General features: G+C 33.2%; 32 protein-coding genes. 13 read left to right on the forward strand and 19 right to left on the reverse strand.

All coding sequences use genetic code 11. The features are described from left to right. Positions 1-18: 18 nt before the first annotated feature. The gene (locus tag K8N75_RS02225) at positions 19-501 is read right to left on the reverse strand and encodes a 6-carboxytetrahydropterin synthase (RefSeq protein ID WP_048191718.1); all 483 of its coding nucleotides are present in this window, start codon (positions 499-501) and stop codon (positions 19-21) included. Positions 502-553: 52 nt separating this feature from the next. Further along, positions 554-1,144: a DUF366 family protein gene (locus K8N75_RS02230; RefSeq protein WP_223790519.1), complete on the reverse strand. Its 591-nt coding sequence runs from the start codon at positions 1,142-1,144 to the stop codon at positions 554-556. Between the two features lie 512 nt (positions 1,145-1,656). On the opposite strand from K8N75_RS02230, the gene K8N75_RS02235 reads away from it, so the two are divergent. From K8N75_RS02235 to cas4, 3 genes are all read left to right on the forward strand, one after another. Then, entirely contained in the window at positions 1,657-2,685 is a 1,029-nt protein-coding gene (locus tag K8N75_RS02235) for a nucleotidyltransferase domain-containing protein (RefSeq protein WP_223790520.1), read from the forward strand. A gap of 89 nt (positions 2,686-2,774) precedes the next feature. Further along, complete coding sequence (locus K8N75_RS02240; RefSeq protein ID WP_223790521.1) at positions 2,775-4,058, forward strand: homoserine dehydrogenase; 1,284 nt, start codon at positions 2,775-2,777, stop codon at positions 4,056-4,058. Between the two features lie 90 nt (positions 4,059-4,148). Further along, positions 4,149-4,949: a CRISPR-associated protein Cas4 gene (cas4, locus tag K8N75_RS02245; RefSeq protein ID WP_223790522.1), complete on the forward strand. Its 801-nt coding sequence runs from the start codon at positions 4,149-4,151 to the stop codon at positions 4,947-4,949. Between the two features lie 29 nt (positions 4,950-4,978). Here cas4 and K8N75_RS02250 read toward each other — a convergent pair whose 3' ends face one another. Together K8N75_RS02250 and K8N75_RS02255 are read right to left on the reverse strand one after the other, a co-directional pair. Further along, the gene (locus K8N75_RS02250; RefSeq protein WP_223790523.1) at positions 4,979-5,305 is read right to left on the reverse strand and encodes a cupin domain-containing protein; all 327 of its coding nucleotides are present in this window, start codon (positions 5,303-5,305) and stop codon (positions 4,979-4,981) included. A 21-nt stretch (positions 5,306-5,326) separates the two neighbouring features. Continuing rightward, positions 5,327-5,848, reverse strand: coding sequence for a DUF6448 family protein (locus K8N75_RS02255; RefSeq protein WP_223790524.1), 522 nt, complete (start codon positions 5,846-5,848; stop codon positions 5,327-5,329). A 235-nt stretch (positions 5,849-6,083) separates the two neighbouring features. On the opposite strand from K8N75_RS02255, the gene K8N75_RS02260 reads away from it, so the two are divergent. Together K8N75_RS02260 and K8N75_RS02265 are read left to right on the forward strand one after the other, a co-directional pair. Continuing rightward, positions 6,084-6,365 carry a hypothetical protein gene (locus K8N75_RS02260; protein ID WP_223790525.1) on the forward strand — a complete coding sequence of 94 codons (282 nt, stop codon included), beginning with the start codon at positions 6,084-6,086 and terminating at the stop codon, positions 6,363-6,365. 169 nt (positions 6,366-6,534) lie between these two features. Continuing rightward, positions 6,535-6,822, forward strand: coding sequence for a hypothetical protein (locus tag K8N75_RS02265; protein WP_223790526.1), 288 nt, complete (start codon positions 6,535-6,537; stop codon positions 6,820-6,822). A gap of 12 nt (positions 6,823-6,834) precedes the next feature. Here the strand turns inward: K8N75_RS02265 and K8N75_RS02270 are convergent, their stop codons facing one another. Beyond that, positions 6,835-7,491, reverse strand: coding sequence for a DUF5612 domain-containing protein (locus K8N75_RS02270; protein WP_223790527.1), 657 nt, complete (start codon positions 7,489-7,491; stop codon positions 6,835-6,837). A 58-nt stretch (positions 7,492-7,549) separates the two neighbouring features. Further along, positions 7,550-8,035: a pyridoxamine 5'-phosphate oxidase family protein gene (locus tag K8N75_RS02275; protein WP_223790528.1), complete on the reverse strand. Its 486-nt coding sequence runs from the start codon at positions 8,033-8,035 to the stop codon at positions 7,550-7,552. A 257-nt stretch (positions 8,036-8,292) separates the two neighbouring features. Here K8N75_RS02275 and K8N75_RS02280 point away from each other — a divergent pair, with 257 nt between their 5' ends. Genes K8N75_RS02280 through K8N75_RS02290 form a run of 3 tightly spaced genes read left to right on the forward strand, consistent with a single transcriptional unit; the run spans position 8,293 to position 9,051 of the window. Further along, positions 8,293-8,526, forward strand: coding sequence for a VOC family protein (locus K8N75_RS02280; RefSeq protein WP_223790529.1), 234 nt, complete (start codon positions 8,293-8,295; stop codon positions 8,524-8,526). Next, the gene (locus K8N75_RS14280) at positions 8,498-8,671 is read left to right on the forward strand and encodes a VOC family protein (protein ID WP_223790530.1); all 174 of its coding nucleotides are present in this window, start codon (positions 8,498-8,500) and stop codon (positions 8,669-8,671) included. The genes K8N75_RS02280 and K8N75_RS14280 overlap by 29 nt, the downstream gene beginning before the upstream one ends. Positions 8,672-8,697: 26 nt before the next feature. Further along, the gene (locus K8N75_RS02290; protein ID WP_223790531.1) at positions 8,698-9,051 is read left to right on the forward strand and encodes a Rieske (2Fe-2S) protein; all 354 of its coding nucleotides are present in this window, start codon (positions 8,698-8,700) and stop codon (positions 9,049-9,051) included. Between the two features lie 20 nt (positions 9,052-9,071). Here the strand turns inward: K8N75_RS02290 and K8N75_RS02295 are convergent, their stop codons facing one another. Then, complete coding sequence (locus K8N75_RS02295; protein WP_223790532.1) at positions 9,072-9,374, reverse strand: PadR family transcriptional regulator; 303 nt, start codon at positions 9,372-9,374, stop codon at positions 9,072-9,074. A gap of 310 nt (positions 9,375-9,684) precedes the next feature. Further along, the gene (locus tag K8N75_RS02300; protein ID WP_223790533.1) at positions 9,685-9,873 is read right to left on the reverse strand and encodes a hypothetical protein; all 189 of its coding nucleotides are present in this window, start codon (positions 9,871-9,873) and stop codon (positions 9,685-9,687) included. 477 nt (positions 9,874-10,350) lie between these two features. Here K8N75_RS02300 and K8N75_RS02305 point away from each other — a divergent pair, with 477 nt between their 5' ends. The 5 genes from K8N75_RS02305 (at position 10,351) to K8N75_RS02325 (ending at position 17,254) form a co-directional block, all read left to right on the forward strand. Next, a complete protein-coding gene (locus tag K8N75_RS02305; protein ID WP_223790534.1) occupies positions 10,351-11,010 on the forward strand; it encodes a TetR/AcrR family transcriptional regulator in 660 nt (219 codons plus the stop codon). A 141-nt stretch (positions 11,011-11,151) separates the two neighbouring features. After that, on the forward strand, positions 11,152-12,519 hold the full coding sequence (locus tag K8N75_RS02310; protein WP_223790535.1) for a polysaccharide pyruvyl transferase family protein: 1,368 nt from the start codon (positions 11,152-11,154) through the stop codon (positions 12,517-12,519). Then, entirely contained in the window at positions 12,501-15,371 is a 2,871-nt protein-coding gene (locus K8N75_RS02315; RefSeq protein WP_223790536.1) for an AMP-binding protein, read from the forward strand. The genes K8N75_RS02310 and K8N75_RS02315 overlap by 19 nt, the downstream gene beginning before the upstream one ends. Next, positions 15,361-15,951 (forward strand): L-2-amino-thiazoline-4-carboxylic acid hydrolase, encoded by a 591-nt coding sequence (locus tag K8N75_RS02320; RefSeq protein ID WP_223790537.1) that lies wholly within the window; start codon positions 15,361-15,363, stop codon positions 15,949-15,951. Before K8N75_RS02315 ends, K8N75_RS02320 begins: the two co-directional genes overlap by 11 nt. Positions 15,952-15,970: 19 nt before the next feature. Continuing rightward, entirely contained in the window at positions 15,971-17,254 is a 1,284-nt protein-coding gene (locus K8N75_RS02325) for a GMC family oxidoreductase N-terminal domain-containing protein (RefSeq protein WP_223790538.1), read from the forward strand. A 94-nt stretch (positions 17,255-17,348) separates the two neighbouring features. On the opposite strand, the gene ehbP is transcribed toward K8N75_RS02325, so the two are convergent. The 11 genes from ehbP to ehbF form a co-directional block, all read right to left on the reverse strand. After that, the gene (gene ehbP, locus K8N75_RS02330) at positions 17,349-17,624 is read right to left on the reverse strand and encodes an energy-converting hydrogenase B subunit EhbP (RefSeq protein ID WP_223790539.1); all 276 of its coding nucleotides are present in this window, start codon (positions 17,622-17,624) and stop codon (positions 17,349-17,351) included. An 87-nt stretch (positions 17,625-17,711) separates the two neighbouring features. Next, positions 17,712-18,701, reverse strand: a complete 990-nt coding sequence (locus K8N75_RS02335) for a respiratory chain complex I subunit 1 family protein (protein WP_223790540.1) — start codon at positions 18,699-18,701, stop codon at positions 17,712-17,714. Positions 18,702-18,713: 12 nt separating this feature from the next. After that, the gene (locus tag K8N75_RS02340) at positions 18,714-19,847 is read right to left on the reverse strand and encodes a hydrogenase large subunit (RefSeq protein ID WP_223790541.1); all 1,134 of its coding nucleotides are present in this window, start codon (positions 19,845-19,847) and stop codon (positions 18,714-18,716) included. A 50-nt stretch (positions 19,848-19,897) separates the two neighbouring features. Then, positions 19,898-20,344: an NADH-quinone oxidoreductase subunit B family protein gene (locus K8N75_RS02345; RefSeq protein ID WP_048191752.1), complete on the reverse strand. Its 447-nt coding sequence runs from the start codon at positions 20,342-20,344 to the stop codon at positions 19,898-19,900. 80 nt (positions 20,345-20,424) lie between these two features. Next, on the reverse strand, positions 20,425-20,910 hold the full coding sequence (locus K8N75_RS02350; RefSeq protein WP_223790542.1) for a 4Fe-4S binding protein: 486 nt from the start codon (positions 20,908-20,910) through the stop codon (positions 20,425-20,427). After that, on the reverse strand, positions 20,907-22,268 hold the full coding sequence (locus K8N75_RS02355) for a 4Fe-4S binding protein (protein ID WP_223790543.1): 1,362 nt from the start codon (positions 22,266-22,268) through the stop codon (positions 20,907-20,909). Before K8N75_RS02355 ends, K8N75_RS02350 begins: the two co-directional genes overlap by 4 nt. 67 nt (positions 22,269-22,335) lie before the next feature. After that, positions 22,336-22,584 carry an energy-converting hydrogenase B subunit J gene (locus tag K8N75_RS02360; protein WP_223790544.1) on the reverse strand — a complete coding sequence of 83 codons (249 nt, stop codon included), beginning with the start codon at positions 22,582-22,584 and terminating at the stop codon, positions 22,336-22,338. Position 22,585: 1 nt separating this feature from the next. Beyond that, positions 22,586-23,059, reverse strand: a complete 474-nt coding sequence (locus K8N75_RS02365; protein ID WP_223790545.1) for an MnhB domain-containing protein — start codon at positions 23,057-23,059, stop codon at positions 22,586-22,588. Beyond that, on the reverse strand, positions 23,059-23,340 hold the full coding sequence (locus tag K8N75_RS02370) for a Na(+)/H(+) antiporter subunit B (RefSeq protein ID WP_223790546.1): 282 nt from the start codon (positions 23,338-23,340) through the stop codon (positions 23,059-23,061). The genes K8N75_RS02365 and K8N75_RS02370 overlap by 1 nt, the downstream gene beginning before the upstream one ends. Continuing rightward, positions 23,333-23,671, reverse strand: a complete 339-nt coding sequence (locus K8N75_RS02375) for a hypothetical protein (RefSeq protein ID WP_048191763.1) — start codon at positions 23,669-23,671, stop codon at positions 23,333-23,335. Before K8N75_RS02375 ends, K8N75_RS02370 begins: the two co-directional genes overlap by 8 nt. A 15-nt stretch (positions 23,672-23,686) precedes the next feature. Further along, entirely contained in the window at positions 23,687-25,189 is a 1,503-nt protein-coding gene (ehbF, locus tag K8N75_RS02380) for an energy conserving hydrogenase EhbF (RefSeq protein WP_223790547.1), read from the reverse strand. Between the last annotated feature and the right edge of the window lie 86 nt (positions 25,190-25,275).

A 25,275-nucleotide genomic window follows, 5' to 3' on the forward strand; every position in this document is an offset into this window, starting at 1 on the left:
AAACTCCTAAAATGGTTTTTAGTAAGAATTTTTTGTGAAATAAGCTCCCTGTCCTATTCCCTCATTTACACATATCTGAACACTGGAAATTTCACTATTTATTTCCTTTAAATCATGATAAAGTTCTTCTGCAAAATATTCGGATAGATCTTCAGCAGAGGTTGATTTAAGATCCAGAAGCAAACAATCTTCAAGAGGTAACATATAATCTTTTTTCCCTATTGAAAATTCCACAGGACCTTTAAGATTTTTAAAATTAATATTAGGATTTCTTATAGGTATAAGAACCCTGTGATCCATTCTTTTACACATTTTTCTTATAATATCCTTGACTTTTTTGAAATCAACAACAAATCCAAATTCTCCTGATCTCTCTCCATCAACAACAACATCAACTATGTACGAGTGTCCATGTATAACACCACATGATTCGTGTTTTGGAATCATATGTGCTGAAGAAAATCTCAAATTTGCGTGAATACCGTTTATAACTATTTTCATTATGAAATACCTTCTTTCTTCTAATATAAACTTTAATTAAATAAAATATAGTTTAAAATACCTTTGTTTTACTTATATCTTCAGTAATTGATTCAATTTCAATTATATAATTTTTACAGATTTTTTCAGTGATAATACATATATCTTCATTAATCAAACCACATTCGAACAAACCTGCAGTCTCTACATCCTTCGGTGTTCCCTTTTCAGTTAGGTTCAGTGCAAAATGAATCTTCATGCTGCTAATGGAGCAAGTTGCAATTGAAACTGATAATTTTCCTATCTTATCATTCTTTGAACTTGACTTTTTGATGTAAAGATCATCACCCTTTCTTGATGTTCTTATTCCAAAATCATTAAGTATATCTTTAATAATCATAACAAGGATTCGTTGTCTATGGTAACACATGTTAATATTTGCAGGCTGAACATCAAAATGTTCAACAATAAAATGTAACATATTGTTTCCCTTTATTTCTAGACCCACATCCTCAAAGTCTACCAAATGATTTGGTTCAATTTTCATTGGCCCCATCCAACTTATAATAGATGAATCCTTTATACCAAATGTTTTAAAAGCCCACATAGGTTGAATCTGGCTTCCATCATAACAAGTTCTATCTTCAAGTTTCAAGTGTTTCATTGGTTCAAATCCATAAATTTGATTAAATTGGATATTTAATTTTGAGTGATTAATGATAATTGATTTACAATTTTATAAATGTTCTCGAAATATTTTTAGATACTATACAACTATAAATTCCTCATAATTAGTTTCAAGATTATTAATTCTTTTAAAAATAATTTTAGGTTCACTAATACATATTTTCTATATTTGTAGATAAATATATCAGTTTAATGGATTTTAACATAAATTAAGCCCTCATCATCCAATATTGAGAGTTTTTAAATGATTTCGTTTAGGGATATGGGTCTTTCTGCAGGCTACTTTACCAAATAGTCTATTAAAACTTATTTTTATCCTAATTTAGTATTCTTAAATTGGATGACATGTATTGCCCACAAAATATGGAATTATTCTAGATTTAAGTCCTTTAAAATCACTAATATTCCCTAAAAACCATTAAGATCCTTATTATGTTTTACTCTCAAAACTAACATATTTAATAATGTTGCATATAGTTAAATTAATCCATGAGAGCCAGACCCCGAGATTTTATACATACAACCGATGATCTGTTCTTTGCAACCACAACATATTTACATCCCGATGATCGGATCATTTCATTTTTAAGATACATACCAGATCAAAATGGGGACCGTTCATTAAATGGTATAAAATATTCCAAAGTGGACTCAAAACAGGCCTATGAGTTTTTAGGGAAGAATTTTCCAGAATATCTTTTTGACTGTGATATAACAAATGTTTTAATGATGGGTGTGCCCACTGACAAAGTAGAGCAAATATTACGACCTAATTATCGTCTTAAAGAGATAATAAAATCTTCAAACAGAGATAAACTACTCAATAATGTTGTAAAACTTGCAAATATATTCCATGAAAGTACAGGAATCGGTTATGATAAAATGGGTATTTCCGGTTCAATACTTCCAGGATTGTACAATCCAAATGTATCTGATATGGACTTCGTTATTTATGGGCTCAAAAATCATAGAAAAGTTATGGAAACCTTTGCAGAGATTAAAAAAGAAAATGGTCCCCTCAAAGGTATTGAAGGTGAATATTGGAAACGGCTTTACGAAAAAAGAATAAAAGATAATTCTTTAACCTATGAAGAGTTCAGATGGTACGAAAACCGCAAACACAACAGGGGTATTTTGGATGGCACATTGTTTGACATCCTTCAAACTCGAGATTGGGACGAGATAAAAGGAAGTTATCGTGCAATTAGATATGAACCAATGGGATGTATCGAAATAGATTGCACTGTTAAAAATGCCCTTGCAGCATATGATAATCCTGCAGTATATCAAGTTGAGGATGTAAAAGTAATTAAAGGAGCAAATGTTCCTATAACTGAAGTTGCTTCGTATACACATACCTATGCCGGGCAAGCAATGGAAAATGAACTTATAACTGCTCGTGGCAAACTTGAAAAGGTTATTGGAGAAGATGTTAATTACAGACTTGTAGTTGGAACAACAAGGGAATCTATTGGAGAATATATCAAATTAAAAAATTTAAAACTAAATATTAAATAATTAATATATCAGATAACTATTGTTATATTACTTACTTAATCTACTTAATAAAACTGGAAGTTATTATTTGGGGGGGGGGGGTAATTTTGATGGATAATGTCGTGAATATTGGACTTATTGGTTTCGGAACAATTGGAAGTGGAGTTGTTGAAACCATTAATAAAAACATTGATCTTATTGAGAATAAAGTTGGAAAGAAAGTAAAACTAAAAAAAGTTGTTGATCTTGATATTAGCACTGACAGAGGTGTAGAAATTTCCAGTGAAATACTTTCAACCGATATTAATGATATCTTAGAAGATCCAGAAATTGAAATAGTCATAGAACTCATTGGAGGATACCAGCCAGCACTTAAATTTATATTAATGGCCATGGAAAAAGGTAAGCACATAGTGACTGCAAATAAAGCTTTACTTGCAAAACACTGGACTGAAATTATTTCTTCGGCACAAAAAAACCATGTGAGAATTTGTTTTGAGGCCAGTGTCGGTGGTGGAATACCACTGCTTCAGCCACTAAATGAAAGTCTTTCAGCTAATCATATAATTTCCAGTTATAGCATAATTAATGGAACTGCAAATTATATACTCACCAAAATGTCTGAAGAAGGCAGAGATTTTGATGATGTTCTCAAAGAAGCACAGAAAAAAGGTTATGCAGAATCAGATCCTACTTTTGATATTGAAGGAGATGATACGGCTCAAAAACTTATAATACTGACCATTATAGGTTTTGGTGTTTATATCAAGCAGGAAAACTTCCATGTTGAGGGCATAACAAATATAACACAAGAAGATATTAATTTTGCAAAGAATGAACTTAATTGTTGCATTAAACTACTTGCAATTTCAAAATTAGTTGATGGCAAGTTAGAAGTTAGGGTGCATCCAACACTCGTGCCAAATGATCATCTTCTTTCAAGTGTGAATGGTGTATTCAATGGAGTGTATCTTGTTGGAGACATTGTTGGGCCTGTTATGATGTACGGTCCAGGAGCAGGTATGATGCCTACAGCAAGTGCTGTGGTAGGGGATTGCATAGACATAATCGAGAATATGGAAAAACCAGTTCTTTATGGCCCATCAACTACAACGGTAAAAGCAATTGGTAACATAACAGATTTAAAATCTAAATATTATATCCGCCTATTAACCGATGATAGGCCGGGTGTGCTCCATGAAATATCTGGAATCCTCAGCCAGCATAATATAAGTATTGGTTCAATGACTCAAAAACAGCAAGATGAGACTAACGGAATTCCTATCTTTATGGTGACACATACTGCACTTGAATTGGATATGATAGAAGCTATCCATAAAATTGATCAATTAGATTGTGTCAAAGATCAAACTCATTTTATTAGAGTACTTTAATTATTTTCTTTTTTTTGTAATTTTTTAATCGATAAATTTAATTATAGTTAATACAATAATATTAAAATGTATTAATTCGGGGTGATAATTATGATTACTGTATCGCTGATAAACGAATATTTGTACTGCCCCTTGAGGGTTTACATAGAATTCGATAATCCAGAAATCTATAACACTTCAATTGTAGCGTATAAATTATCTCGTGAAGCATTCAGAGGTTTTGAAGAAATCCTAAAAAGAAATTTATGGACATTAAAAGGTAAAATGCAATTTAAAGAAATATTAGAAGAGATTTTCAATGATGTTCCAGAGTATTTGGAAACTGTTTATTTGAAATTTGAAGATGAAATAATTGATGATGAAGTTGGTATTAGATTCGAAAGCTTAAAGGAAGATCTGAAATACAATTCATGGTTAATAGCTATAAAAAGTCAAAAAATATTAAATAGCGGAATAAATGGTTCTGATGCTGTAGATATGCTTTTTCCACCTTGTTTACATGAATTTACAATTGAAGATAAGGAAGATGGGCTTTTTGGAAAGGTAGATAAAATAGAAATTATTGATGGAGTGTATTATCCAATTAAATTTAAAACAAGTTTACCTCCTTTAAAAGGTGTGTGGGATTCAGATGCCTTACAAGTAACAGCTTATGCTATTTTGATGGAATATGAATTTAATAAAGAAGTACCGGTGGGTTTTGTCAACTACATAAAATTAGGATCTAAAAAACCAGTTCTGATTAATTCATATATAAGGGAAAAATTCTTGAATGTTTACAATGAACTTTCAGACATATTATACAATGATTATGTTCCTGAAGTTGTTAAAAATCATAAAAAATGCCTTGCTTGTAATTACTCTGAAATATGTGATTATAATGTAGGATAATTCTTAAATAATTAATAAAAAAAATGGTTTCAGTTTGATCTGATCATAGTTAGAACCATCTTAAATCTTTCAATTGCTTTAAGTGCATGAGGATCATTTGCAGGCATAATAATCATTTCTCCTTTTTCTACTATGTTGATATTATTAGAAATGATAATTTCTGCTTTACCATCCACTACTTGTACCATTGCATCAAATGGGGCGGTATGTTCGCTTAATCCTTCACCTTTATCAAATGCGAATATTGTAACTGTTCCTGTTTCTTTTCTAATGATCTCACGACTAACTACAGCATTTTCTTGGTAATCTATTAAATTTTCAACCTTAAATGTCTTGCCTAATAGTTCATTGGACATTATATACACCTCAACTAATATTTATGGATTAAAATTCTGATTTGTTTTCTCTATATGATTGTACAATTCATGTGAGAATCGAATAAATTCAAGCATGGCGGTTATATAATCTCTTGCAGCATCAACATCATTGAGATCATATTCCTTCTTGGACATCATATCTTCAAACCGATTTTCAAACGATTCTTCAATTAAATTCATTAAAAATTCTTCTAATACAGTTTTATCCCCTATTTCAATTGTTTCTTCTGCCTTGTTGATCACAGGCCCCCAGTTTAGACTAGAATGTTTTATTCCATTGTAAGATTTTCCATTCCCCAACATATGCAATCTAATCGCAGTTTCAAAAAACCAGTAGTCAGCAACTTCAGCTGCTTCGCCACTGAGCTCTCTTACAATAACCACTCTATCAAAAGCATCTCTTAACTCTCTTTCATATTCCTTTTTTATATAGGGAATTACATAATTTATGTTTTCCATTTCTAATGCGAGTTCAGCGGCTGTTACAACCGGCCCATCCATTGTATCACAAAGCGGTGCCATGATTAATATCCCTCATACTTGTTTAGTACAATATACCCTTATCATTCCATGAAAAAAATAATTTTTTTCTAACCAATATCTAATTTATATTTAAGTTTCTTTCAAAATATAGAATTTTTGGTTCATACAGCAAAAATGATGATATTCCTAATTTGAAGGATAATAATGACATTCATATTTTTAGTTAAAGCATAAAAATATAAATCCATAGTAATATATTATAAATGGTGATTTTATGGAAAAGAAGACAGAAGAGCTAATGAAAAAGTGTGAAAATCTAGATGATACAACAGTTATGGGTTCATGTCAAGTACTTTTGGATATGATGAAGGAAAAAAATGTGAAACTAGAGGATGACCCAGAGCAAACATATCTTGGAATGGCTGAAAACCTATCTCCTAAAGATCTTTCTAAAGTACTTGAAATGGCACTAAAAGTCAGAGAAAGCGGAGCAATAAAAGATGTTGAGCTTAAAAATGCTGCAAGTAGGATAATACGAGCAATAGAAATGAGTTAAAATTATTTTCTATAATTTTTAGTTTTAAATCTTACTTTAATTATTTTTTTAAATACCTTTAAAAGTCTGTTAATTCATGTGAATTGCATATCAACGTTAGAATAATTTCTGTTTTTATTTCACTAAAATATAAATTCTCTGAAAAACAATTATATATTAGGTGTTCATAATGGATGATAAAAAAACCAAAGAACTTATGGCTAAATGTGAAACTATGAAGGATGATCCAGCTTTAATGAAAGAATGTAAAATGATGTTGGATACAATGGCTGAAAAAAAGGTTGAATTAGAAGACAACCCTAACCAGGACTACACCAACATGGCAGAAAATATTTCTGCAGATGATGTTCCTAAAGTACTGGAAATGGCGCTTAAAATAGCTAAAAGTGGAAAAATTAAGGATCCAGAAATAAAAATAGCAGCAGAGAGACTTATTAGAACCTTAGAACCCCTTTAAAAAACTACTGGTTTAAAATTTCTTTCTCCCAATTTTTTTTATATCAAAAATTGCTGTTTCAGCTACAGCCATAACTGCCATTACACCTGCCTGAACAGGATCTGTAACAACAAGATCCGCCTTTTCAGTTACACTTCCAGGCATATTGAGACTTATAACAATCACATCGTGTTCAGTTTTTATTTTTTCAATACAAGTGGTTATTCTCCCCCCCATAAGAGACCCAGCTAAAACTAGAGCGCCAATTCTTGGAAGTCTCCCTACTGCTGAAACTGCTTCTGCAAGTTCGTGTTCTCCAACTAACGGTATGGTATCTACGCTTATCCTTTCGCCCCTGATGTTATGACGGTCTGCCTCAGTTATGGCACCTTGTGCAACTTGTGCTACCTGAGCTCCACCACCTATAATTATTATTCTCTTTCCATATATCTCACTCAGAGAACGGTGGGTTTCAACTTTATCAACATTTCCATGGGTACGAATGTTTTTTGCAAGGGTTTCTATATCATCCACATCTTCCAATTCCATATAAACAGATGCAGATTCATCTTTTTCTATGAAAAGGTGAGTATATGAAATATTTATCCCACATTTAGCCATCATATCCGTTATATCTCGCAACACTCCAGGTTTATTGTGGGCTTTGATGGTTATTGCATCCTCTTTCATAGTATCTCCTTTACAATTAATTGTTATTTATATTTAAGTTAGCTTCTATTTAATTAAATTATTCTTTATTCGCTACATTTGAGCCATATCCTGATATTTTACCTGTTAATTCTTTTACTTCAACTCTAATTAATGTTAGATTGTTGAGAGTAGTTTCTGAATATTCAAAATTTGCATTTTTGGAATATTTGGCCATTATAATGTCTAGGGCTTCTTTTTTCTTTTTTGAATCTTCTATAAAATATGCATATCCACATCCAACAACACTTTTGTATTTCATTCCCCATTTACAGGGATTTTGGTCTTTCACAAGCTCAATATCTATCTCAACACCAAATGAAACCCTATTGTTAACTTTTAAGATTTCTATCTTTTTTCCTTCATTTGAAGAGTGGAGATATAAAGTCTGATTTTTGTATCCAAAGTTCATGGGTACTATGTAAGGATTGTTATTACTTGATAACGCCACTATGCAATGATCTGCTTCTTGTAATATTGCTTCAATCATATTTTTATTCTTTATTTCCTTTTCCTTTCTTCTCATCTTCCAATCCTCGATCTATTATACTCTATAATCAGTTTTCTATAAAATAAATTATTGCAAGATTTATTTTTACTAAATCATCATAACATATATTAATTATGCAGAATTAAGATGTAATAGAATGGAATTGAGAAATTATAATAATTATTAATAATTTATTGTTTTAAATAATATGAATCGAAAAACACTTCAAATTCAGCAGGAACTGAATTGAGTTATTATTAAGTTAAAAGAGTGAAAATAAAGGAGATATATGAATGATCAAAAAGATAGTTCTTGCAGGAATATGGGTTACTGATCAGGATATTGCACGTGAATTCTACATTGAAAAACTTGGTTTTGAAGTTCAAATGGATACCGTAATGAAAAATGGTTACAGATGGCTTGAAGTTGTACCTCCCGGTGCAGATACGGCTTTAACAATAGCTAAACCATATTTAGGTCAAAAAGATGTATCTGTAGGTGTTTTTTCATATAGTACTTGGCTGTGATGACATAATAACTACATGCAAAGAATTAAAATCAAAAGGAGTAAAATTTATTGAAGAGCCCAGTATTCAAGAATGGGGAATGATGCAAGCGCTATTTGAAGACCCTGATGGAAATGTTTTCGTACTTGTGGAGAGGGATGATTAAATTTTATAACCTTAGGAGGTTGAAAAATGGTTGAATTTGTTGAGGTTGCATTGGTGGATGAATTAGATGATGGCAACATGCTGATGTCAAATATTAATGGACAAGAAATACTTGTTGCAAGGGTTGGAGATAATTATTATGGTGCGGATAACCGTTGCCCACATATGGGAGGTAATCTTTCAGGAGGGAAACTTGAAGGAACAATTGTAACTTGTCCAAGACATCACAGCCAGTTTGACTTGACTGATGGCCATGTAATACGCTGGACAGATTGGACTGGACTTAAATTAACTGCTGCTAAAATATTCAAGTCCCCACGCCCTCTTAAAACTCATCAAGTCAAGATAAAAGAAGATAAAATATGGGTAATGATAGATTAAATCAATTAATAATTTGTATATTATGATTTCTTACAAAAATCAGCCATTTCATTCATATCATAAAAAATCCGGCAGAAATATTTACATGCAGTTATTAATTCCAATTCACCTTCAGTAGTTAATGAATAAATTTTATTGTTATCTGTCTTAATTAAACCTGTATTTTTCAATTCTTTTAATGCAGGATAAATGGTACCTGGACTGGGTTTAGATCCCCTTCTTATTTCCAATTCTCTACCAATTTGAGCCCCATTCATGCTTTCTCTGTTGAGAATCCATAGTATGAGATAAGATAAATATCCCTTCATTTCGCAGCAAGCCATATGGACTGTATTGGATGTCCAACTAATTAACTTTATGTTTTTTATTGCATAACCGATATTATACTAAATAAATATTAGAATTAAGAATTCGAAAAAAGTAAATCCATGATTAGATAATTTCAGATGAAATATTAAATTGATAAATTCATTTATTAATTTTAGCGGATTTTTAATATTTTTTTTAGAGGGTATTATTATTTCTTAGGGTTACAGAAGAATTATTTAATAAAGTACCTTGATATCCTAAATTAGATGTTAGGGAATAGGATTCATCGGGGCCAGAAGTGCTGAGTACATCCAATACTCCTTCTTAGTTGTTTGTAAATGCAGATATTGCATTGTTCACAGATGTTACTTCAGTTACATTATGGCCCATTGGATTTTGAAATGAAACAGCCAATGCATCGAAATTATCAGGATTTAATGAACTAAAAGACGATATTAAAGCAACTACTATTAAAATGAATATGATCCCCAAAATCTCAATATCATATCTCATAAACAACTCCCATAATACTATGGTAATAATCACATATGAGATTTATTATTGTTATGAAACAGAGCAAAATTACTTCTCTTTTTTTGAAAGTGGGAAATATTTAAAAGGAAAATACTTTTATTATTTTCAAGATTTAAATTTTATTGAAAGCCAAAATAATTTTAATTTACAATTCTATTCATTTTTTTTAAGGTTATAATTGTAATTCTTTCATTAATATGTAAACAAAGTAAGAATTTATCAGGAATAAATCAACGAAAAAGGATTCAATATTATGAATAAGTTAAAAATAAGATTAAATACTGTAATTAGGGATATTATAGAGTTTTTTCATCGAATATCCAATATTTTCATTGTTTCTTACTATATTCCATGTTTTAAGAAACATTATTTTATATAAATGAAAAATTTATACTAACGAACGTTAGTTTTATATACTATGTCACCAAACTGTAACTAACGAACGTTAGTAAGGAGATGAAAATTTTGAATAATAAAAAAAATACCTCCAAACCTTATGAAAAATCAACTAAAGACAAAATATTCGATGTATCAGTAGATTTATTTTCAAAAAAAGGTTTCGATGCAGTATCCATGAGGGAAATAGGAAGAGAAGTAGGCATAAGAGAAAGTTCAATTTATAACCATTATAAAAATAAGGAAGCTATATTAGATGCCATAGTAAACTTTTTCTTATCTGAACTTGAAGCCAGCAGTCTGCCTGAAGAACAAATGGACGAATTAATAGCCACAAGTCCAGATATGTTCTTTGAAATTGGAGCAAAGACATTCATTGAACGAATGTCAACTCCAAAGACAGAAAAAATATGGAGGATTATATCTATCGAAGTATTCCACAATAAGAAAATAAGAAAATTTTTCGTAGAAGAGCTTCTTGAAACTCCCTTAAAGAGCTGGGAAGCAATATTCACTAAAATGATGGAAGAAAATCTCATAAAACAGTATGATCCAAAAATACTAGCACGTGAATATTTTTCTTATGCAATATTTCTCTACTTCGAGTACTTCATACTCAAATACGATACAGATTACACATCATTCATGGATTTAGCATGGGATAAAATGGCAGATCATGCAAAATTCATTTTAGATTCAATAAAAATAGATAGTATTTAACATCCTCTTTAATAAATAAAAATGGAAAAATATAATAAAATCAACCAAATGAACTACTTTTATAATACATTATATATTTAACCCAAATAATTTGTAAATAATTTTTAATTAAAAACTAATTAACGAAAGAAAGGTTCAAAAATGTATGTCTCTAAAATGGAAATTACTCCAAAAAAAAAGGGAATTGAAAATAATGGAGTAGATTCAAAATTAAAATTTAAGATAAATACAAAGGGAGAAAATCCAGATAAAATTATTCGTAAAGTTATGTTAATGGGTTATAATGGTGCAAACAACACAGGCTCTGAAACCAGACTTATATCCATAATTGAAGATGTTAGGAAAGTTTTAGGTCCAGATGTACAGATTACCATTCCTACATTAAATGAAGAGAATCTTCGCAGATATATTAAAGAAGATTCCAATTTAAATATAGCCCCTATACCCTCAATCTTTTTTTTTGCCATTAGAACGCTTGTTAAAGAGCAAGATCTTGTTCTGCTAGTTGAAGGAAGTTGTTATATGGACACTTGGACATCTGCACTTCTTTGGGCTTTTTTATGGACAACAAAATGTGCAAATTCTTTCAATATACCATGTATAGCTTATGCTGTAGATGCAGGAGATTTGTCAGTTTTTAATAAGTTTTTAGTGAAAAGAGAAGCAATTAAAACCGATCTTATAATTACCAGAACATCATATGCAGCAGACAAATTACTAAAAATGGGTGTAACCGCACCAATTAAACATACTGCAGACAGTGCATTTACATTCCAAACAGAACCTGAAGATTACAATACAATTAAAAAAAATTGGAACATTGAAACATCCTCAGAAACTACAGATGATATTGTTGGAATAGCAGTTATTGACTTCAATCTTTGGCCAGTTGTAATAAGACCATGGGGCCGCAAGGAAAATCTTTATAAATGGCCATACTACTTTTCTAGATCCCCAAAAAGAATATTGGCAAGTAAAGATTTAGCTTACAAATGGGCAGCAGAAGCAGATAGAATAATTGAAACACATCGAAAGAACATTGCATTTATTTGTATGGAAGAACTTGACGAACCTCTAGCCAAGAATATTGTTAATAATATGAGACATCCTAAAAATGCAAGAATATTTTCATCAAGCGAATTCAATGCATCCCAAATGACAGAAATACTGAGGAATGTTGATTTTCTTGTTACATCCCGTTATCATGCCGCTGTTTTGTCCCTTGAAGCACGCATTCCTCAGATTGCAGTTGGGCATGATCCACGTCTTAAGGGATTATACAAAGACCTTGAATTGGACGAAGATTATCTCATAGATTATATCTCGGAAAGAAATTCCATAAATATCTGGAATCATTTAAGTAATTCTATTGATGAGCTCATTAAAAATCCAAGAAAAAACTATGATAAAATAAATAAAGGTTTCGTAGAACATTTAGCTAAATCAAAGAAAAATCGCGTAATACTCAAGGAATTTCTGGAGAAAAAAGGTTGGGATGTGGAAAGTTGAAGAATGTTGTTTTTCTAACTGGAGCAACTGGTTTTCTGGGCACACAAATTGCTATAAGACTAATAAAAAACCAAAATGTCAACATAGCAGTTTTAATTAGAGGAAAAGACTATGATACTGCCTACAGACATCTTTCCCGTGCATGGTGGGAATGGCCAGAATTAATGGAAGAAATTCAGGGGCTAAAAAAATTTAATGAAAACGATTCACATGAAAGTAAAATATATTTAGTCAAAGGGGATATCTCAGAGGAAAAGCTTGGATTAGGCCCAGACGAATATAATTTTTTATTACATAATGTTACCCATATAATCCATACTGCAGCAGATCTACGATTAAACATTCCATTAGATGATCTTAGGAAGGTTAATGTACAAGGAACTTTGAATCTCCTTGATCTTGCTTCGGATATTAATAAAGACCATAAAATTGAGCGGTTCTCTCATTTATCTACAGCTTACGTTGCTGGAGGTCAAAAAAATCTAATAGCCGAAGATACCATTACAGATGAATACGGATTCTTAAGTAACTATGAAAGAAGTAAGTATGAAGGGGAATTAGAAGTAAAAAATTCTGGTCTTCCCATATCAATATTCCGACCTGGAATGGTTATTGGTGATTCTAAATCTGGATATATTAAGACTTTCAATACTATTTATGTTCTTATACGCCTCTATCTTAATAAGCAATTGCAATTAATACCTGTTTCAAAGGAGTCTAAACTTAATATTGTTCCTGTAGATTATGTTGCTGAATCTGTTGTGGAATTAACATTTAATCAAAATACAGAAGGTAAGATATTCCATCTTACAGCTCCTTACATTTCCCTACCTACTGTAGAAGATTTTCTAGATTTTGTTCATGATTGGGCCTTAAATAATATGAATTTAAGAATTCCTAAACCAATTTTTCTTCCTATTTCCAATTTGATCCCAAAAATTTCTGTTTTGCTAAAATACTTTGGTAAAAATTCTAATAGTCTCAGTAGAACACTGAAAGAACTTGCACCCTATATGAACGAAGATAGAGAATTTTCAAGGGACAATACAAGAAAATTTATTGGACAATATACTTTACAATGGGAAAAATTTTTACCAACAATACTCAATTATGCGGTTTATAATGGTTTTTTTCATAGATCTGAACGAACAGTACACGAACAAGTTTTATTTAGATTAAGAAGTAAAAGTAGACCTGTTCAATACTATGATATTGTTAATGGAAAATTTCTCGAAAGAAAAAACTCAGATGTAAGAAAGGATATTTTAAGAAGTGTAAAATCACTTAAAAATCTCGGTATTAGTCGAGGCGATAAAGTAGCTATCGTAGGATGTAATTCAGCCAGATATCTTGTATTAGATGTTTCTATTGGATTATTAGGTGCTGTAAGTGTTCCCCTCTACTACACTAGCCCAGTAAATGAAATCAATGAAATAATAAAGGATTGTGGAGCAAAAATAATTTTTGTTGGTACTCCAGATTTATTAAACCATTTAAATGAGTTAGAATTAGAAAATCACGTAATATCATTCTGCAGCGATAATATTAAAGTCCCAACTAATATTTTATCCTGGAAAGAATTTATTGGAAATGATGATGAAAAAAAATTCAGTGAAATAGTTGCACCCGTAGATTTTGATGATATTGCAACTATAAGATATACATCGGGAACAACCGGAGATCCATCGGGAGTTTCATTCACCCATGGAAATTTGAGATGGATGGCTGAGTACATAGCTTCAATGCCTCCGTGGGCCGATAGAAATCATGATGTTTCCTATCTTTCATTCTTACCAATGAATCATGTAGTTGAAGGTATTTTAGGAACGTATGCCCCATATTATGCTCCTGCTCCTCTGAAACTCTATTTTTTAGAAGATTTTAAAGATCTTGAAATCAGTTTACCGCGAGTTAGGCCAACCATATTTTTTTCGGTGCCTAGATTCTATGAAAAGATTTGGTCAAAAATCCTGCAAAGTAGGGTTGGGAATATGTATCTTAATGCTAACGAAGGAATGATAAAGGAGATATTACGCCGAATATTGAAAAGATCCATGCTTAAACATGCTGGTCTTGATGCATGTGCCCAGTTAATAGTAGGTTCTGCCCCTGTAAGTACAGAGCTACTAGATAGTTTCAACGAGTTAGGTATTCAAATCTATAATGCTTACGGTTTAACAGAAGCACCTCTTGTAACCATCAATAAACTTGGATCAAACAGAATAGGCACTGTTGGAGAACCTCTACCAAACACGAATGTTAAAATAAATAATGATGGTGAAGTAATTGTGCAAGGCCCCCAAGTAACCTCAGGTTACTTCAATAATAAAAATCGTAACAACTTATTACTCCAAAATAACTGGCTTCTTACCGGTGATTATGGTTATTTAACATCTGATGGGAGTTTAGTGATTACTGGAAGAAAGAAAGAATTAATAGTCAATTCATACGGGAAAAGTATTAGCCCACTAAAAATTGAAGGGATGTTAAAGCATATACATGGTGTATCAGAAGTTATGGTAGTTGGTGATGAAAAACCGTACTGCATTGCTATGATATGGATTGATGAAAATATTGATCAAGAAAAAATGGCCATTGCAATGAAGGATGTAAATTCGAAACTATCAAATCCCGAGAAAATAAAACGCGGGGTAATACTTAAAAATGATCTATCAATAGAAAATGGTGATCTCACCGCTAACTTGAAGTTAAAAAGGGAAAACATTTTAAAACGTCACAAATATCTTGTAAGTATAATTTATGATGATAAATGTGCTGAAAAACTATCAAAAGAATTAACCCATATAAAAGTCCTCTACTTTGGATGGGAAGGTAAAAACAATGAGTATTAAATTACGATTAATTTCCAAGTGGATACCTGAATTCATTTTAATAAAGGAGTTGGATAGATTATCTGATTTAACCAATAACCATCTTGAAATGCTTTTGAATAGATATTCAGTTTCACCACAGTTTATAGAAAAACCTTCTAACGGAAAACTTGAAGAACGTAGAGCAATAATGGCAGCAAGTCATAATCTCCATGTGAATGCATTAATAGAGGTTTTGGGTTTTGAGAAAGCTTTGGAGATAGGCCGGAAAGAAATGTTCAAAGCAGGCTATGAATTGGGATGTGAAGCCAAAAAACGTCTTGGTGTAGGTAGTGATATAAAAGACGCACTTGTTGCAGCACGTATATTATACAAAGTACTGGGAATAAAATTCTCTATAGAAGAAAATGAACAAACTGTATTATTATTGGTTAAATATTGTGCACTTGCAAACCATTACACCCCTGAAACATGTAAAATAATGAGTGCTGCAGATGAAGGTGTTTTAAAGGGTTTAAATGAAAAAATGGATATGAAATTCTTTAAAAGGATAACTGAAGGTTCAAAAAATTGTAAAGCATGTATAAATATTGAAAATTGATTAAAGATTGGTGTAAAAAATGAAAGTAATAGTTGTGGGTTCTGGTGCAGGTGGAGGAACAGCCGCCCTTGAGTTAGCTTCAAGAGGTTATGATGTTACTATATTAGAAGCAGGTAAACCTTTTAAACCTTTCTCAAGGCGTTTAACACTAACAGAACCTCTTAGAAGGATTGGTCTTCTTGGTGATGAAAGGAATATAAATAGAATATTTCCCCATATGGATGCAACCAGATCAGATAAAAATCTGGTGCTTGTGAAAGGTATAACCACCGGAGGTTCAACTGCAATATCATGCGGTAACATGGTAAGAGCTGATCAAGGTTTTAAAGAGTTGGGACTCGATCTTACCCCTGAATTTGAAGAACTTGAAAAGAAAATAAGTATAAGACCCATTCCAATGAAAAGATGGCGGCCATTAACCCGTAAAATGTATGAATCAGCAGAAAATCTTGGTTTTAACCCTAAGCCCACACCAAAAGGAGTGAAATTGCATGAATGTAATTCATGCGGACTTTGTGAAATGGGCTGTTCTACTGGAGCCCGTTGGGATTCTAATCAATTTTTGAATGAAGCACTTAAAATGGGTGCTGTTATGCATACATCATCACCTGTAGAAAAATTGCTAATTGAAAAAGGACATGTCAATGGGGTTTTAATCAGATCCGGAAGTGTAACTAAAATAGTTAAAGGAGATGCTGTTGTTCTTGCTGCAGGAGGTGTGGGTACAGCCCAAATATTAAAAGCATCAGGACTTGAAGCTCAGGACAAACTATGGGTTGATATAGTACTTACACTTGGAGGTATTTCTAAAGGTGCAAAACAGCTTAATGAACCTCCAATGGCATGGTTTACCGAGCATAAAGATTATATATTATCTCCTTATCTTGATATATTATCTCATTTCTTCCATAAACCATGGAGAAATGTTTCATTAACTGACAGAGTTGGGATTATGGTTAAACTTGCAGATATGGAAAAAGGAACAGTATTTTCCGATGGATCTGTTCAAAAAGCTGTAACAGAGAAGGATGAGTTAAAAATAGATAATGCAGTTTCTAATGTTAAAGCAATCATGGAAGCATCTGAAGTTTCTGGCCCATTTGTTAAAGGAATGTATAATGGAGGACATCTTGGAGGAACCGTTCCTCTGAAAAAAGAGGATATCTCATCAATGCAACCAACTGGTTTACCTGAAGGACTATGGGTTGCTGATCTTTCCCTTGTACCACGTTCACAGGGACTTCCAACAATAATGCTCACTTCTGCACTGGCCATGAGAGTTTGTAAAACTTTGGCACAATAATTGATTATTATATCTATTTTATGAGATATACAATGAATATTGAAAACAAAAATATATTCAAAAAAAAGGATTATTAAAAAAATTGATGTTATTTCTAATTCTTTTCAGTTAATTTTTCTTTTTTAAGCTTTTCTAGCTTGATCTTAGCCTTTCTGAAATTACTGAGGAAACTTTCTTTTTCTGTTAGTGGTGTTATTTCAAGACCCAACTGACGGTGTTCTTCAATCCAATCCTCGGTAAAGATAGGAATATCTATTTTTATTGGTTCTTCTGTTGGATTAACTACAATTAAATTCCTAAATGGAAATTGTGTTTCAATTATGTATCCTCCAACGCTTATTATATGCATGGGCCTTACAACGAACTTCATTACCATCACCTGTGGTTTTAGTTAGTTTTATTTTGTAAATTATTTTAATTATTTATTGATAATTCAAATTCATAATTTCAATCCATTTTAAAGGAATGTAAAAATTATTGCCAGTATCCCAATAATTGAAACTCCTGCTACTGTTGGATAAAATTGTTTATATGTGAATATAGGGGAAAATGCACTCATAACTGCCATTAATATTGGGAATATTAGTGCTACCGCTATTGTAACAAGTATATTCCAGCTGAATAAATTCGGTGGAATTCCAAGGAAAAGCGTTGTGAAAAGGCTAGCTAGGACAAACATCAGAAATCCTCTTGTAACATATACATATGCCCTGTATTTAGCAGCATATTCCATTAGAGGTCCTTCAATAACATCTGCCTTTGTTTTTAGAATTGCAAATGGGTACTCATTTAAAAGTATCATATATCCTATGAAAAAGACAATTGCTCCCAATATTCCTGCTAATGTGAAAAGTACGGGTCCATGAATGTGTTGATATGATACAATACCACTCAAATAGATGCTCTTAGACATTGCCACGGGCACAAAAAGTGCTATATACAATGGGAAGGATCCAAAAGCTATTAATCTGAATGCCCTCAGGGAACTGAGTTCCTCCAGGAAAGACCTTTGAGTATCAGGATGTTTCGCACCCTTAACAACATCTGGAAATGGCATTTTAAGTGACATAACAGATTTTGAAAGTGATCCCATGAACATGTAGATAACCTCTTCAATCTTCAATAGCCCCACAACAGCTATTATACTTGTAAGTGCCGCAAATACATAGAGTTGTGGCATTATTATTAGCAATATAGATACTACAGATAAAAAACTTATTATTGGAAGGGCATTGTATAATTTAGGCATTGGAGAATGTGGTTTTATTGTTTCTTTGAAGAAAAATTTGATCGGTGCCATTATACCTGCACTGGATATTGGAGGACCAACCCTTTGCTGTATTCTTGCCTGTACAAACTTCCTCTCAATCCCTGGAAGCCATACACTCACTAATAATGCAACTATTAACGTTCCAATTACGGCTATTAGGGAATTTATTGCTGTCATCATGATCTCCTTTTATATTTTGATTATTTGGATTGCACGATCCGTGCAAGTGAAGCAAGGGTCGCATTGAACTATTGCAAGTTGTGCATCTGTTATATGATGTCCAACTGCTGCATACTGCATTGCACCAATGTTTGCTATTGAGGGTGTTCTAATAACACAGTTTCTTACTCTGCCATCTTCAAGGGCATAAGAATGATACAGTGTTCCCCTTGGAACCTCGATATAACTTTTGTTTATTGGTGCATCCTGCATTTCCCAACTTCTGTTGGTTATTTTACCTTCTGGAAGATTGTCAAGCGCTTGCCTAATAATTTTTATAGCTTCAGGAATTTCTAGAACCCTGACTAAAAGATTTGATTTAACATCCCCATCATCCTGTGTGATAATATCAAAATCAAATGGATCATAGGACTCCATTTCACTTCGAAGATCTATTGCTACACCAGTGGATCTTAAAGTAGGGCCGGTTGCGCCCAGTTTTATTGCTTGTTTCTGTGATAAAGTACCTACTCCAGTTATACGTGACATTACCATAGGATCAGAGACAAATCTATCTGCAAAATCGGTTATTTTTTCCTCTATTAAGTCTAATCCTTCTCTAATTTTTTGTATCCTCATTTCATCTAGTTCACAACGGGGCCTAATACCCCCGATTATGGATACTCCATACTGTACCCTGTTACCCCCAATCATCCTTAAAAGTTCCATTACTGTTTCTCGGATATAAAATAATCTCATTGCAAATGTTTCATGACCTAGTACTTCATTTCCATGAGCTAAATAAAGCATATGACTATGGAGACGTTCCAGTTCTTCCATTATAACCCTTATATACTGAGCTCTTTCGGGTACCTCTATTCCAATGGCCTTCTCAGCAACCAAACAAGAGTTCCATATGTGGCTGTTGGAACATATTCCACATATTTTTTCTGTAAGACTATTTGCCTTTTCAACAGGCAATCCTTCCATGATCCTCTCAATGCCCCTGTGATTGATTCCAACTGTAATTTCAGCATCCCTTACAATTTCGTCTTCAACAAATAATCTAACCCTGTAAGGTTCTATTGCGGCAGAGTGTACCGTTCCCATAGTAACTTCTGTTTCGATGACCTTTTTATCGGTTATCTTGTTATCTTCATTCATTAAATCCACCTTTTAACTCTAATTATAGTACATTATTACAGATTGATTGATTATTTCGCATTCAACAACAATGGTAATGCTGCTACCACACCAGATAATATATCCTCTGGCCTTACTGCACAGCCTGGAACCTTGGCATCAACAGGAATTATGTTCTCTACCGGTCCCATTATTTCTTCTGAGGGTATGTCTCCATGTATGTTCTTGTAAACTCCCCCCATCAGAGCACATGCTCCTGCAGCAATAACAGCTTTAGGTTCAGGTATTGCATTGTATATTTCTATTAATGGTTTCTCATTGTGTTTTGTAACCGGGCCTGTAACTACAAGTACGTCAGCTTCCCTAGGATTCCATGTAAGGAAAACTTTGTATTGTTCTGCATCGTACTTGGGAGAGAATATACAATTTACAATCTCTATATCACAGCCATTACATCCTCCTGTATAAACAAGCATTACATGAACGGCTCTTGCCCTTGAATATGATTTTAAGCTCATATCATTCCTCTTTAAAGGTTATGGTAATTTATATTTCTTATAATTCGTTTTTATTTAATTAATTTATAATTTTAATGATTCTAATCTTTCCTCTTTTTAAGTATGGTTGAATCTGCAAGATACTGAGATATGAAAGCAATTTTATCCTCTGAAATTTTAACTGGTTCATCTAATAGTTTTGATATTTCTAAATCCACAATTCCAACGTCATTTGGATGGATGGTGCCAGCTTCTCCGAAAAGAGCATATAATGGACAGAAATCATGACAGTAATAACAGTTAACGCATTTTAAACTGTCCAATACAGGTATCTTATCTTTTACTAAGCCTTCCATTAGTTTTACTGGTTCTGGAAGTTCAACCATTTCTATTGCCTTGGTCGGGCATGCATTGGCACATCCACCACAACCTATACATGAAACCTCTGCAACCTTATCTGTAGGAACTATCCTCCCTTCAAGGATTTTGCTCCTAAGTTCCATATCAGTCACCCTGTCTGATGCAAAGAGGATTCTTCTGGTGTTAGTGATTATACCCTCCAGGAATATTCTGATTAAATTTTTCATTCTGATACCTCGAACTCTCTTTCAAGTATTATTGCCCTGGCAGGACATGCATTTGAGCAGGCTCCACAGTATGTGCATTTTGAATCATCTACTACCATTTTACCTTCTGAATCTTCTTTAATTGCTTCCTCAGGACATATTTTTGTACAAAGTTTGCAGTTCATACATAGTTTGTCCTGTACAAAGCTGAAACCCTCTTTTATAGATTTTTTAACGGTTGCAGTTCTTGGTATAGCATTCATTGGGCAATGTATTGCGCATTTTTCACAGAGGATACATTTTTCAAGATCCACATCTATTGAACCTCGTCTAAGTGTTATTGCACCTTTCGGGCAAATTTCTGAACATATACCACAAGATACACAGTCTTCTGTAACACTTCCATCCCATTCAACTGTTTTCAAAATCCTTGCTTTATTAACATCACAAGATTGAACACATTTACCGCATGAAACACAGAAACCTTGTATACGACGATCTGGATCATCAGACAGTCTAAGAGTACCTACTGGACAGACATCCAGACATTCCATTGTATTGCACTCTTCACATAATGTTGGATCATATCGCAGTTTGCCTTCTATTACACGAAGTGCTCCGTGTGTACAAGCCTCGGCACAGAGTCCACAGTTGAGACATGATACAATTGACCCTGTTGTTTCTTCCCCTTCTTCAAAATTCCTTATTTTAATCTTAAAATCTTCAATGTATATTGCTTTGTTTGGACATTCCGTTACACATTTAAGGCAAAGGGTGCATTTTTTTTCATCTATAATCCCATCTTTTATTGCACCTACAGGACATACATCTTCACAAATTCTACAGTCTGTACATTTGCCTTCAGAATCTATGTCAACCATTAAAGCACCAGTTGGACAGTAATATTCACATCTTCCACAAAGGGTGCAGTTGTCAGGATCTGTACAAATATTTATCCTTTTAACATTTTCTTCCTCTTTCTCTACTCTTGAACCAGGTTGAATTGTCAAATTAAGAGATTCAAGGAATTTGAGTTGTCTTTCCTCAATAACATCCTGGGCATCGGCCCTTGCATTTATTGGACATGCATCCACACATATGCCACATCTTGCACATATGCCCTTTACAACGCCATCTTCAATTTTTATGTTGTTAACTGGGCATGTCATCTCACAAACACCACATGCATTACATTTGGCCCTGTCGACAACAAAACCTCCATATTTATTCTTGAATATGGCACTGTTTGGACAAGCCTCTGCACATGCCCCGCAAGTTATGCAGCTGAATGCTTTACCATCTATAATTCTTATTGCTTGTGTTGGGCATTCTTCAACGCACTTTCCAATGCCTTCACATTTCTTAGTTGATAGGAACATGACCATTACCTTCTAAAATTTTAATGATTTTTTTGATTATTCTTATTTTTTTATCCATTTATTTCTATTATCCTCTTCCAAATGTTATTTTACCGATAATTATCCCTGCCAAGGCTGCTATCAGACCATTAGCAAGGATAGAATCCGTGTACCATGGGAAAGGACCCAATTGGTATGCCATAAGTAATACCACTATTGCTAGCACAACGAATACTGAAGCAGGAAATTTTAAGTTGCTGCCTATGCTGGGCTTAATTCTGGTTCCAATTATGAATCCTATTATAAATCCTAAGATTAATGGGCCACTGTAAACCATTTTATTTACTCTCCATATTCTTCAGTAGCTTTTCGCTTTCGAGGAATGTTATTACAACGGCACTCAATCCAACAAGCACTTTCAGACCTACAACAAAGTTAAGGTATGGTATTATACCTGCGTGTATTGGGTCAGGGTAGTCAAATATATTCACAATATTAGGTGGAACTATATGATAAAGGTCAACTCCCAAATTGTAAAGGAAAAATCCTGTTGTAAATAATCCGGCTAATCCCAAAAATACGTATCCAAGAGCACCTATACTTTCAATAGATGCCATAAAATTGTGTGAAAATTTTATTGGACTTTCTTTTAATCCATATACTATGAGACAGAATATTATTCCCGAAGCTATGATTGCTCCTCCCTGAAATCCTCCTCCAGGTGTAATGTGACCTCCAAGTATGGTAAGTGCACCGTAACAGATTAATATCAATGCAGCAGGGAATACGAATATTTTGAGTATTGTACTCATTAATCTTCACCTCCAAGATCAACTTGACCCCTTCCAAAGACTAGAAGAGTTATAATAACTGCCGAAACAAGTATTAATGCTTCACCAAGGGTATCGTATCCTCTCCAATCAAACACAACATTAGTAACCATGTTAGGAGCTATGTGTGGACCTACCCAATTGTAGATATAACTTATTCCAGGATAGATCATTGGTTTGAAATCAACTATCGATTGAAAGAGAGTTATTGTGAATATAACTAGTGCAAATCCAGCTATTAGATTTCTTAATCCATCAGACATTCAAATTCCCCCAATAGAATAGTGTTACTATAATTCCAAGTGCTAGTATAACATAAAAGCTCATGCTTGCAAGTGAATCATTCTGTTCCCTTTTAAGTCTGGGCATGATTGGCATTGCCAGAAATACAAGTACGAACACTAATACTACCAATGCTATCATTAGAGTTTTGTTCAAAAGTCTTAGCATTACTACTGCAATTAAAATGGAAGATATGAGTGTTATCTCTGCCGTTAACATGGACGATGCTGCTATATTTGTAACAGGTTTATCATCTCCTGTTTCCATTCTAACGTCCTTTATTTTTTTCAGTATAATATCGTAGATGTTCATATAATCCCCCTTTCTCTAAGCAATACTGATCGCCAGCCCTTGCAAGAAATTTGTTGCAAGTTGTGGATAAAGACCTAACACCAAACATATAACAAGGAATGCAACCATTGCAACCAATGTAATCTTTGGTATTTTTTCATTTTTAATTTCTAGATCAGCGGGCTTCGGTCTTAGGTAAATGGTATGGAAAGCCCTCATAAATGTCATAAATGTTACTATACTCATTAATACCATAATTATTGCAATTTCTGGCAGACCCGAATTTAATGAAGCCTGAACAAGCATCAATTTACTTTGGAAAGCATTGAATGGAGGCACACCTGCTAATGCTATACCTGCAAGGAGTACAAGAAGTGCAGATTTAGGTGTTGCAACCAGCATTCCTCCCAACTTTCGCATATCCGTTTCTTTGGTTTTGTACATTATTGTTCCAAATCCAATGAATAGAAATGCGGTTATAATTGATTCGTTAACAGCTTGGAAAAGTCCTGCTGTAATACCAAACACAGTTCCAAGACCAAGACCAACTCCTATGTACCCTAGTTCACCTACAGCAAGGAATGCTATCAATCGTTTGAAATCTGTTTGAGTTATGGCCATTGTTATGCCCAATACCATTGCAACCAATGATATTCCCAGGATGAAAACATGTGTAAATGGAATGTATGAAAATATTCTTATGATAATTACTCCAAGTGCAACTAAACTAAAGACAGAAAATGCCTGGAGCAATGCTGCTCCGGTTGGAAGTGCTTTGCTGTACATTGCAGATTTAATTGTATGGAATGGCGGGAGACCAGTTCCATAAAGCCACCCAAATATGATTAAACTGCAAGCCATAAGCAGGACAGGACTTTGTGGATTTACTAAACCATTTTTAATTGAATATACTATGTCTGTAATGTTTACGTTACCTGTAACTCCCAGAAGGAGAGCAATTCCCAATAAAAGAATTGGTGAAGCTATGCCTCCCAGTATCATGTATTTGAGTGCTGTTTCATAGTTATTATTAATCTTGGAAACCAGTACAATACCAACTTGCGCAAGGGCTGCAATTTCAAAGAATACATAAAGGTTGAATATATCATCTGACAAAAGCATTGCTATTATTGATGCTGTTCCCATTAGCATGAGGTATATGTAAACACCCGATGGTTTTTTTACCTCATAAAGAGATATGAATATGGCAAATAAACCAACAATACCAAGTATAAATATCATGAGTTTTTGGGCACTTCCATAGACATATGTAATTGCAGGGTGGAAGATGTTCAGTGCTGTTCCTGTTATTAATGCAGGAAGACCTGCTGATATTGTTGGATTTTGTGCTAAGGGAGGATATCCTCCAAAGTATTGTATACCATAATTCGCAAGAAGTGGTATTATTGGAAGTGCCAGTGCAACCACTATTGAAATTGCCTTTACAGTCCTAGTCCTTTCATGAAGAAGGTTTAGGAACAAAGCACAAGTAATTGGGATTATTACCATCAATGGGATCAATAGGTTAGGAAGGTTCATTTTGATACCTCCATCAATCCATAATAGTTATGAACAATATAAACATAATTTAACTCTGTTTTTGTTCCTTTGTTGTTTGTTGAGAA

Source organism: Methanobacterium spitsbergense (genome assembly GCF_019931065.1).
In the GTDB taxonomy this organism is placed as follows: Archaea; Methanobacteriota; Methanobacteria; order Methanobacteriales; family Methanobacteriaceae; genus Methanobacterium_B; species Methanobacterium_B spitsbergense.

Coding starts and splice junctions, on each gene's coding strand:
- K8N75_RS02320 (WP_223790537.1), top strand. CDS start 15,361: ATGAGTATTAAATTACGATTAATTTCCAAGTGGATACCTGAATTCATT.
- K8N75_RS02250 (WP_223790523.1), bottom strand. CDS start 5,305: ATGTCCAATGAACTATTAGGCAAGACATTTAAGGTTGAAAATTTAATA.
- K8N75_RS02295 (WP_223790532.1), bottom strand. CDS start 9,374: ATGGCTTGCTGCGAAATGAAGGGATATTTATCTTATCTCATACTATGG.
- K8N75_RS02325 (WP_223790538.1), top strand. CDS start 15,971: ATGAAAGTAATAGTTGTGGGTTCTGGTGCAGGTGGAGGAACAGCCGCC.
- K8N75_RS02235 (WP_223790520.1), top strand. CDS start 1,657: ATGAGAGCCAGACCCCGAGATTTTATACATACAACCGATGATCTGTTC.
- K8N75_RS02255 (WP_223790524.1), bottom strand. CDS start 5,848: ATGGCACCGCTTTGTGATACAATGGATGGGCCGGTTGTAACAGCCGCT.
- K8N75_RS02240 (WP_223790521.1), top strand. CDS start 2,775: ATGGATAATGTCGTGAATATTGGACTTATTGGTTTCGGAACAATTGGA.
- K8N75_RS02260 (WP_223790525.1), top strand. CDS start 6,084: ATGGAAAAGAAGACAGAAGAGCTAATGAAAAAGTGTGAAAATCTAGAT.
- K8N75_RS02355 (WP_223790543.1), bottom strand. CDS start 22,268: ATGTTCCTATCAACTAAGAAATGTGAAGGCATTGGAAAGTGCGTTGAA.
- K8N75_RS02340 (WP_223790541.1), bottom strand. CDS start 19,847: ATGAATGAAGATAACAAGATAACCGATAAAAAGGTCATCGAAACAGAA.
- K8N75_RS02290 (WP_223790531.1), top strand. CDS start 8,698: ATGGTTGAATTTGTTGAGGTTGCATTGGTGGATGAATTAGATGATGGC.
- ehbP (WP_223790539.1), bottom strand. CDS start 17,624: ATGAAGTTCGTTGTAAGGCCCATGCATATAATAAGCGTTGGAGGATAC.
- K8N75_RS02365 (WP_223790545.1), bottom strand. CDS start 23,059: ATGAGTACAATACTCAAAATATTCGTATTCCCTGCTGCATTGATATTA.
- K8N75_RS02275 (WP_223790528.1), bottom strand. CDS start 8,035: ATGAGAAGAAAGGAAAAGGAAATAAAGAATAAAAATATGATTGAAGCA.
- K8N75_RS02280 (WP_223790529.1), top strand. CDS start 8,293: ATGATCAAAAAGATAGTTCTTGCAGGAATATGGGTTACTGATCAGGAT.
- K8N75_RS02300 (WP_223790533.1), bottom strand. CDS start 9,873: ATGAGATATGATATTGAGATTTTGGGGATCATATTCATTTTAATAGTA.
- ehbF (WP_223790547.1), bottom strand. CDS start 25,189: ATGAACCTTCCTAACCTATTGATCCCATTGATGGTAATAATCCCAATT.
- K8N75_RS02345 (WP_048191752.1), bottom strand. CDS start 20,344: ATGAGCTTAAAATCATATTCAAGGGCAAGAGCCGTTCATGTAATGCTT.
- K8N75_RS02335 (WP_223790540.1), bottom strand. CDS start 18,701: ATGACAGCAATAAATTCCCTAATAGCCGTAATTGGAACGTTAATAGTT.
- K8N75_RS02375 (WP_048191763.1), bottom strand. CDS start 23,671: ATGAACATCTACGATATTATACTGAAAAAAATAAAGGACGTTAGAATG.
- K8N75_RS02225 (WP_048191718.1), bottom strand. CDS start 501: ATGAAAATAGTTATAAACGGTATTCACGCAAATTTGAGATTTTCTTCA.
- K8N75_RS02265 (WP_223790526.1), top strand. CDS start 6,535: ATGGATGATAAAAAAACCAAAGAACTTATGGCTAAATGTGAAACTATG.
- K8N75_RS02310 (WP_223790535.1), top strand. CDS start 11,152: ATGTATGTCTCTAAAATGGAAATTACTCCAAAAAAAAAGGGAATTGAA.
- K8N75_RS02305 (WP_223790534.1), top strand. CDS start 10,351: ATGAAAATTTTGAATAATAAAAAAAATACCTCCAAACCTTATGAAAAA.
- K8N75_RS02350 (WP_223790542.1), bottom strand. CDS start 20,910: ATGAAAAATTTAATCAGAATATTCCTGGAGGGTATAATCACTAACACC.
- K8N75_RS02360 (WP_223790544.1), bottom strand. CDS start 22,584: ATGGTTTACAGTGGCCCATTAATCTTAGGATTTATAATAGGATTCATA.
- K8N75_RS02230 (WP_223790519.1), bottom strand. CDS start 1,144: ATGAAACACTTGAAACTTGAAGATAGAACTTGTTATGATGGAAGCCAG.
- cas4 (WP_223790522.1), top strand. CDS start 4,149: ATGATTACTGTATCGCTGATAAACGAATATTTGTACTGCCCCTTGAGG.
- K8N75_RS02270 (WP_223790527.1), bottom strand. CDS start 7,491: ATGAAAGAGGATGCAATAACCATCAAAGCCCACAATAAACCTGGAGTG.
- K8N75_RS02370 (WP_223790546.1), bottom strand. CDS start 23,340: ATGTCTGATGGATTAAGAAATCTAATAGCTGGATTTGCACTAGTTATA.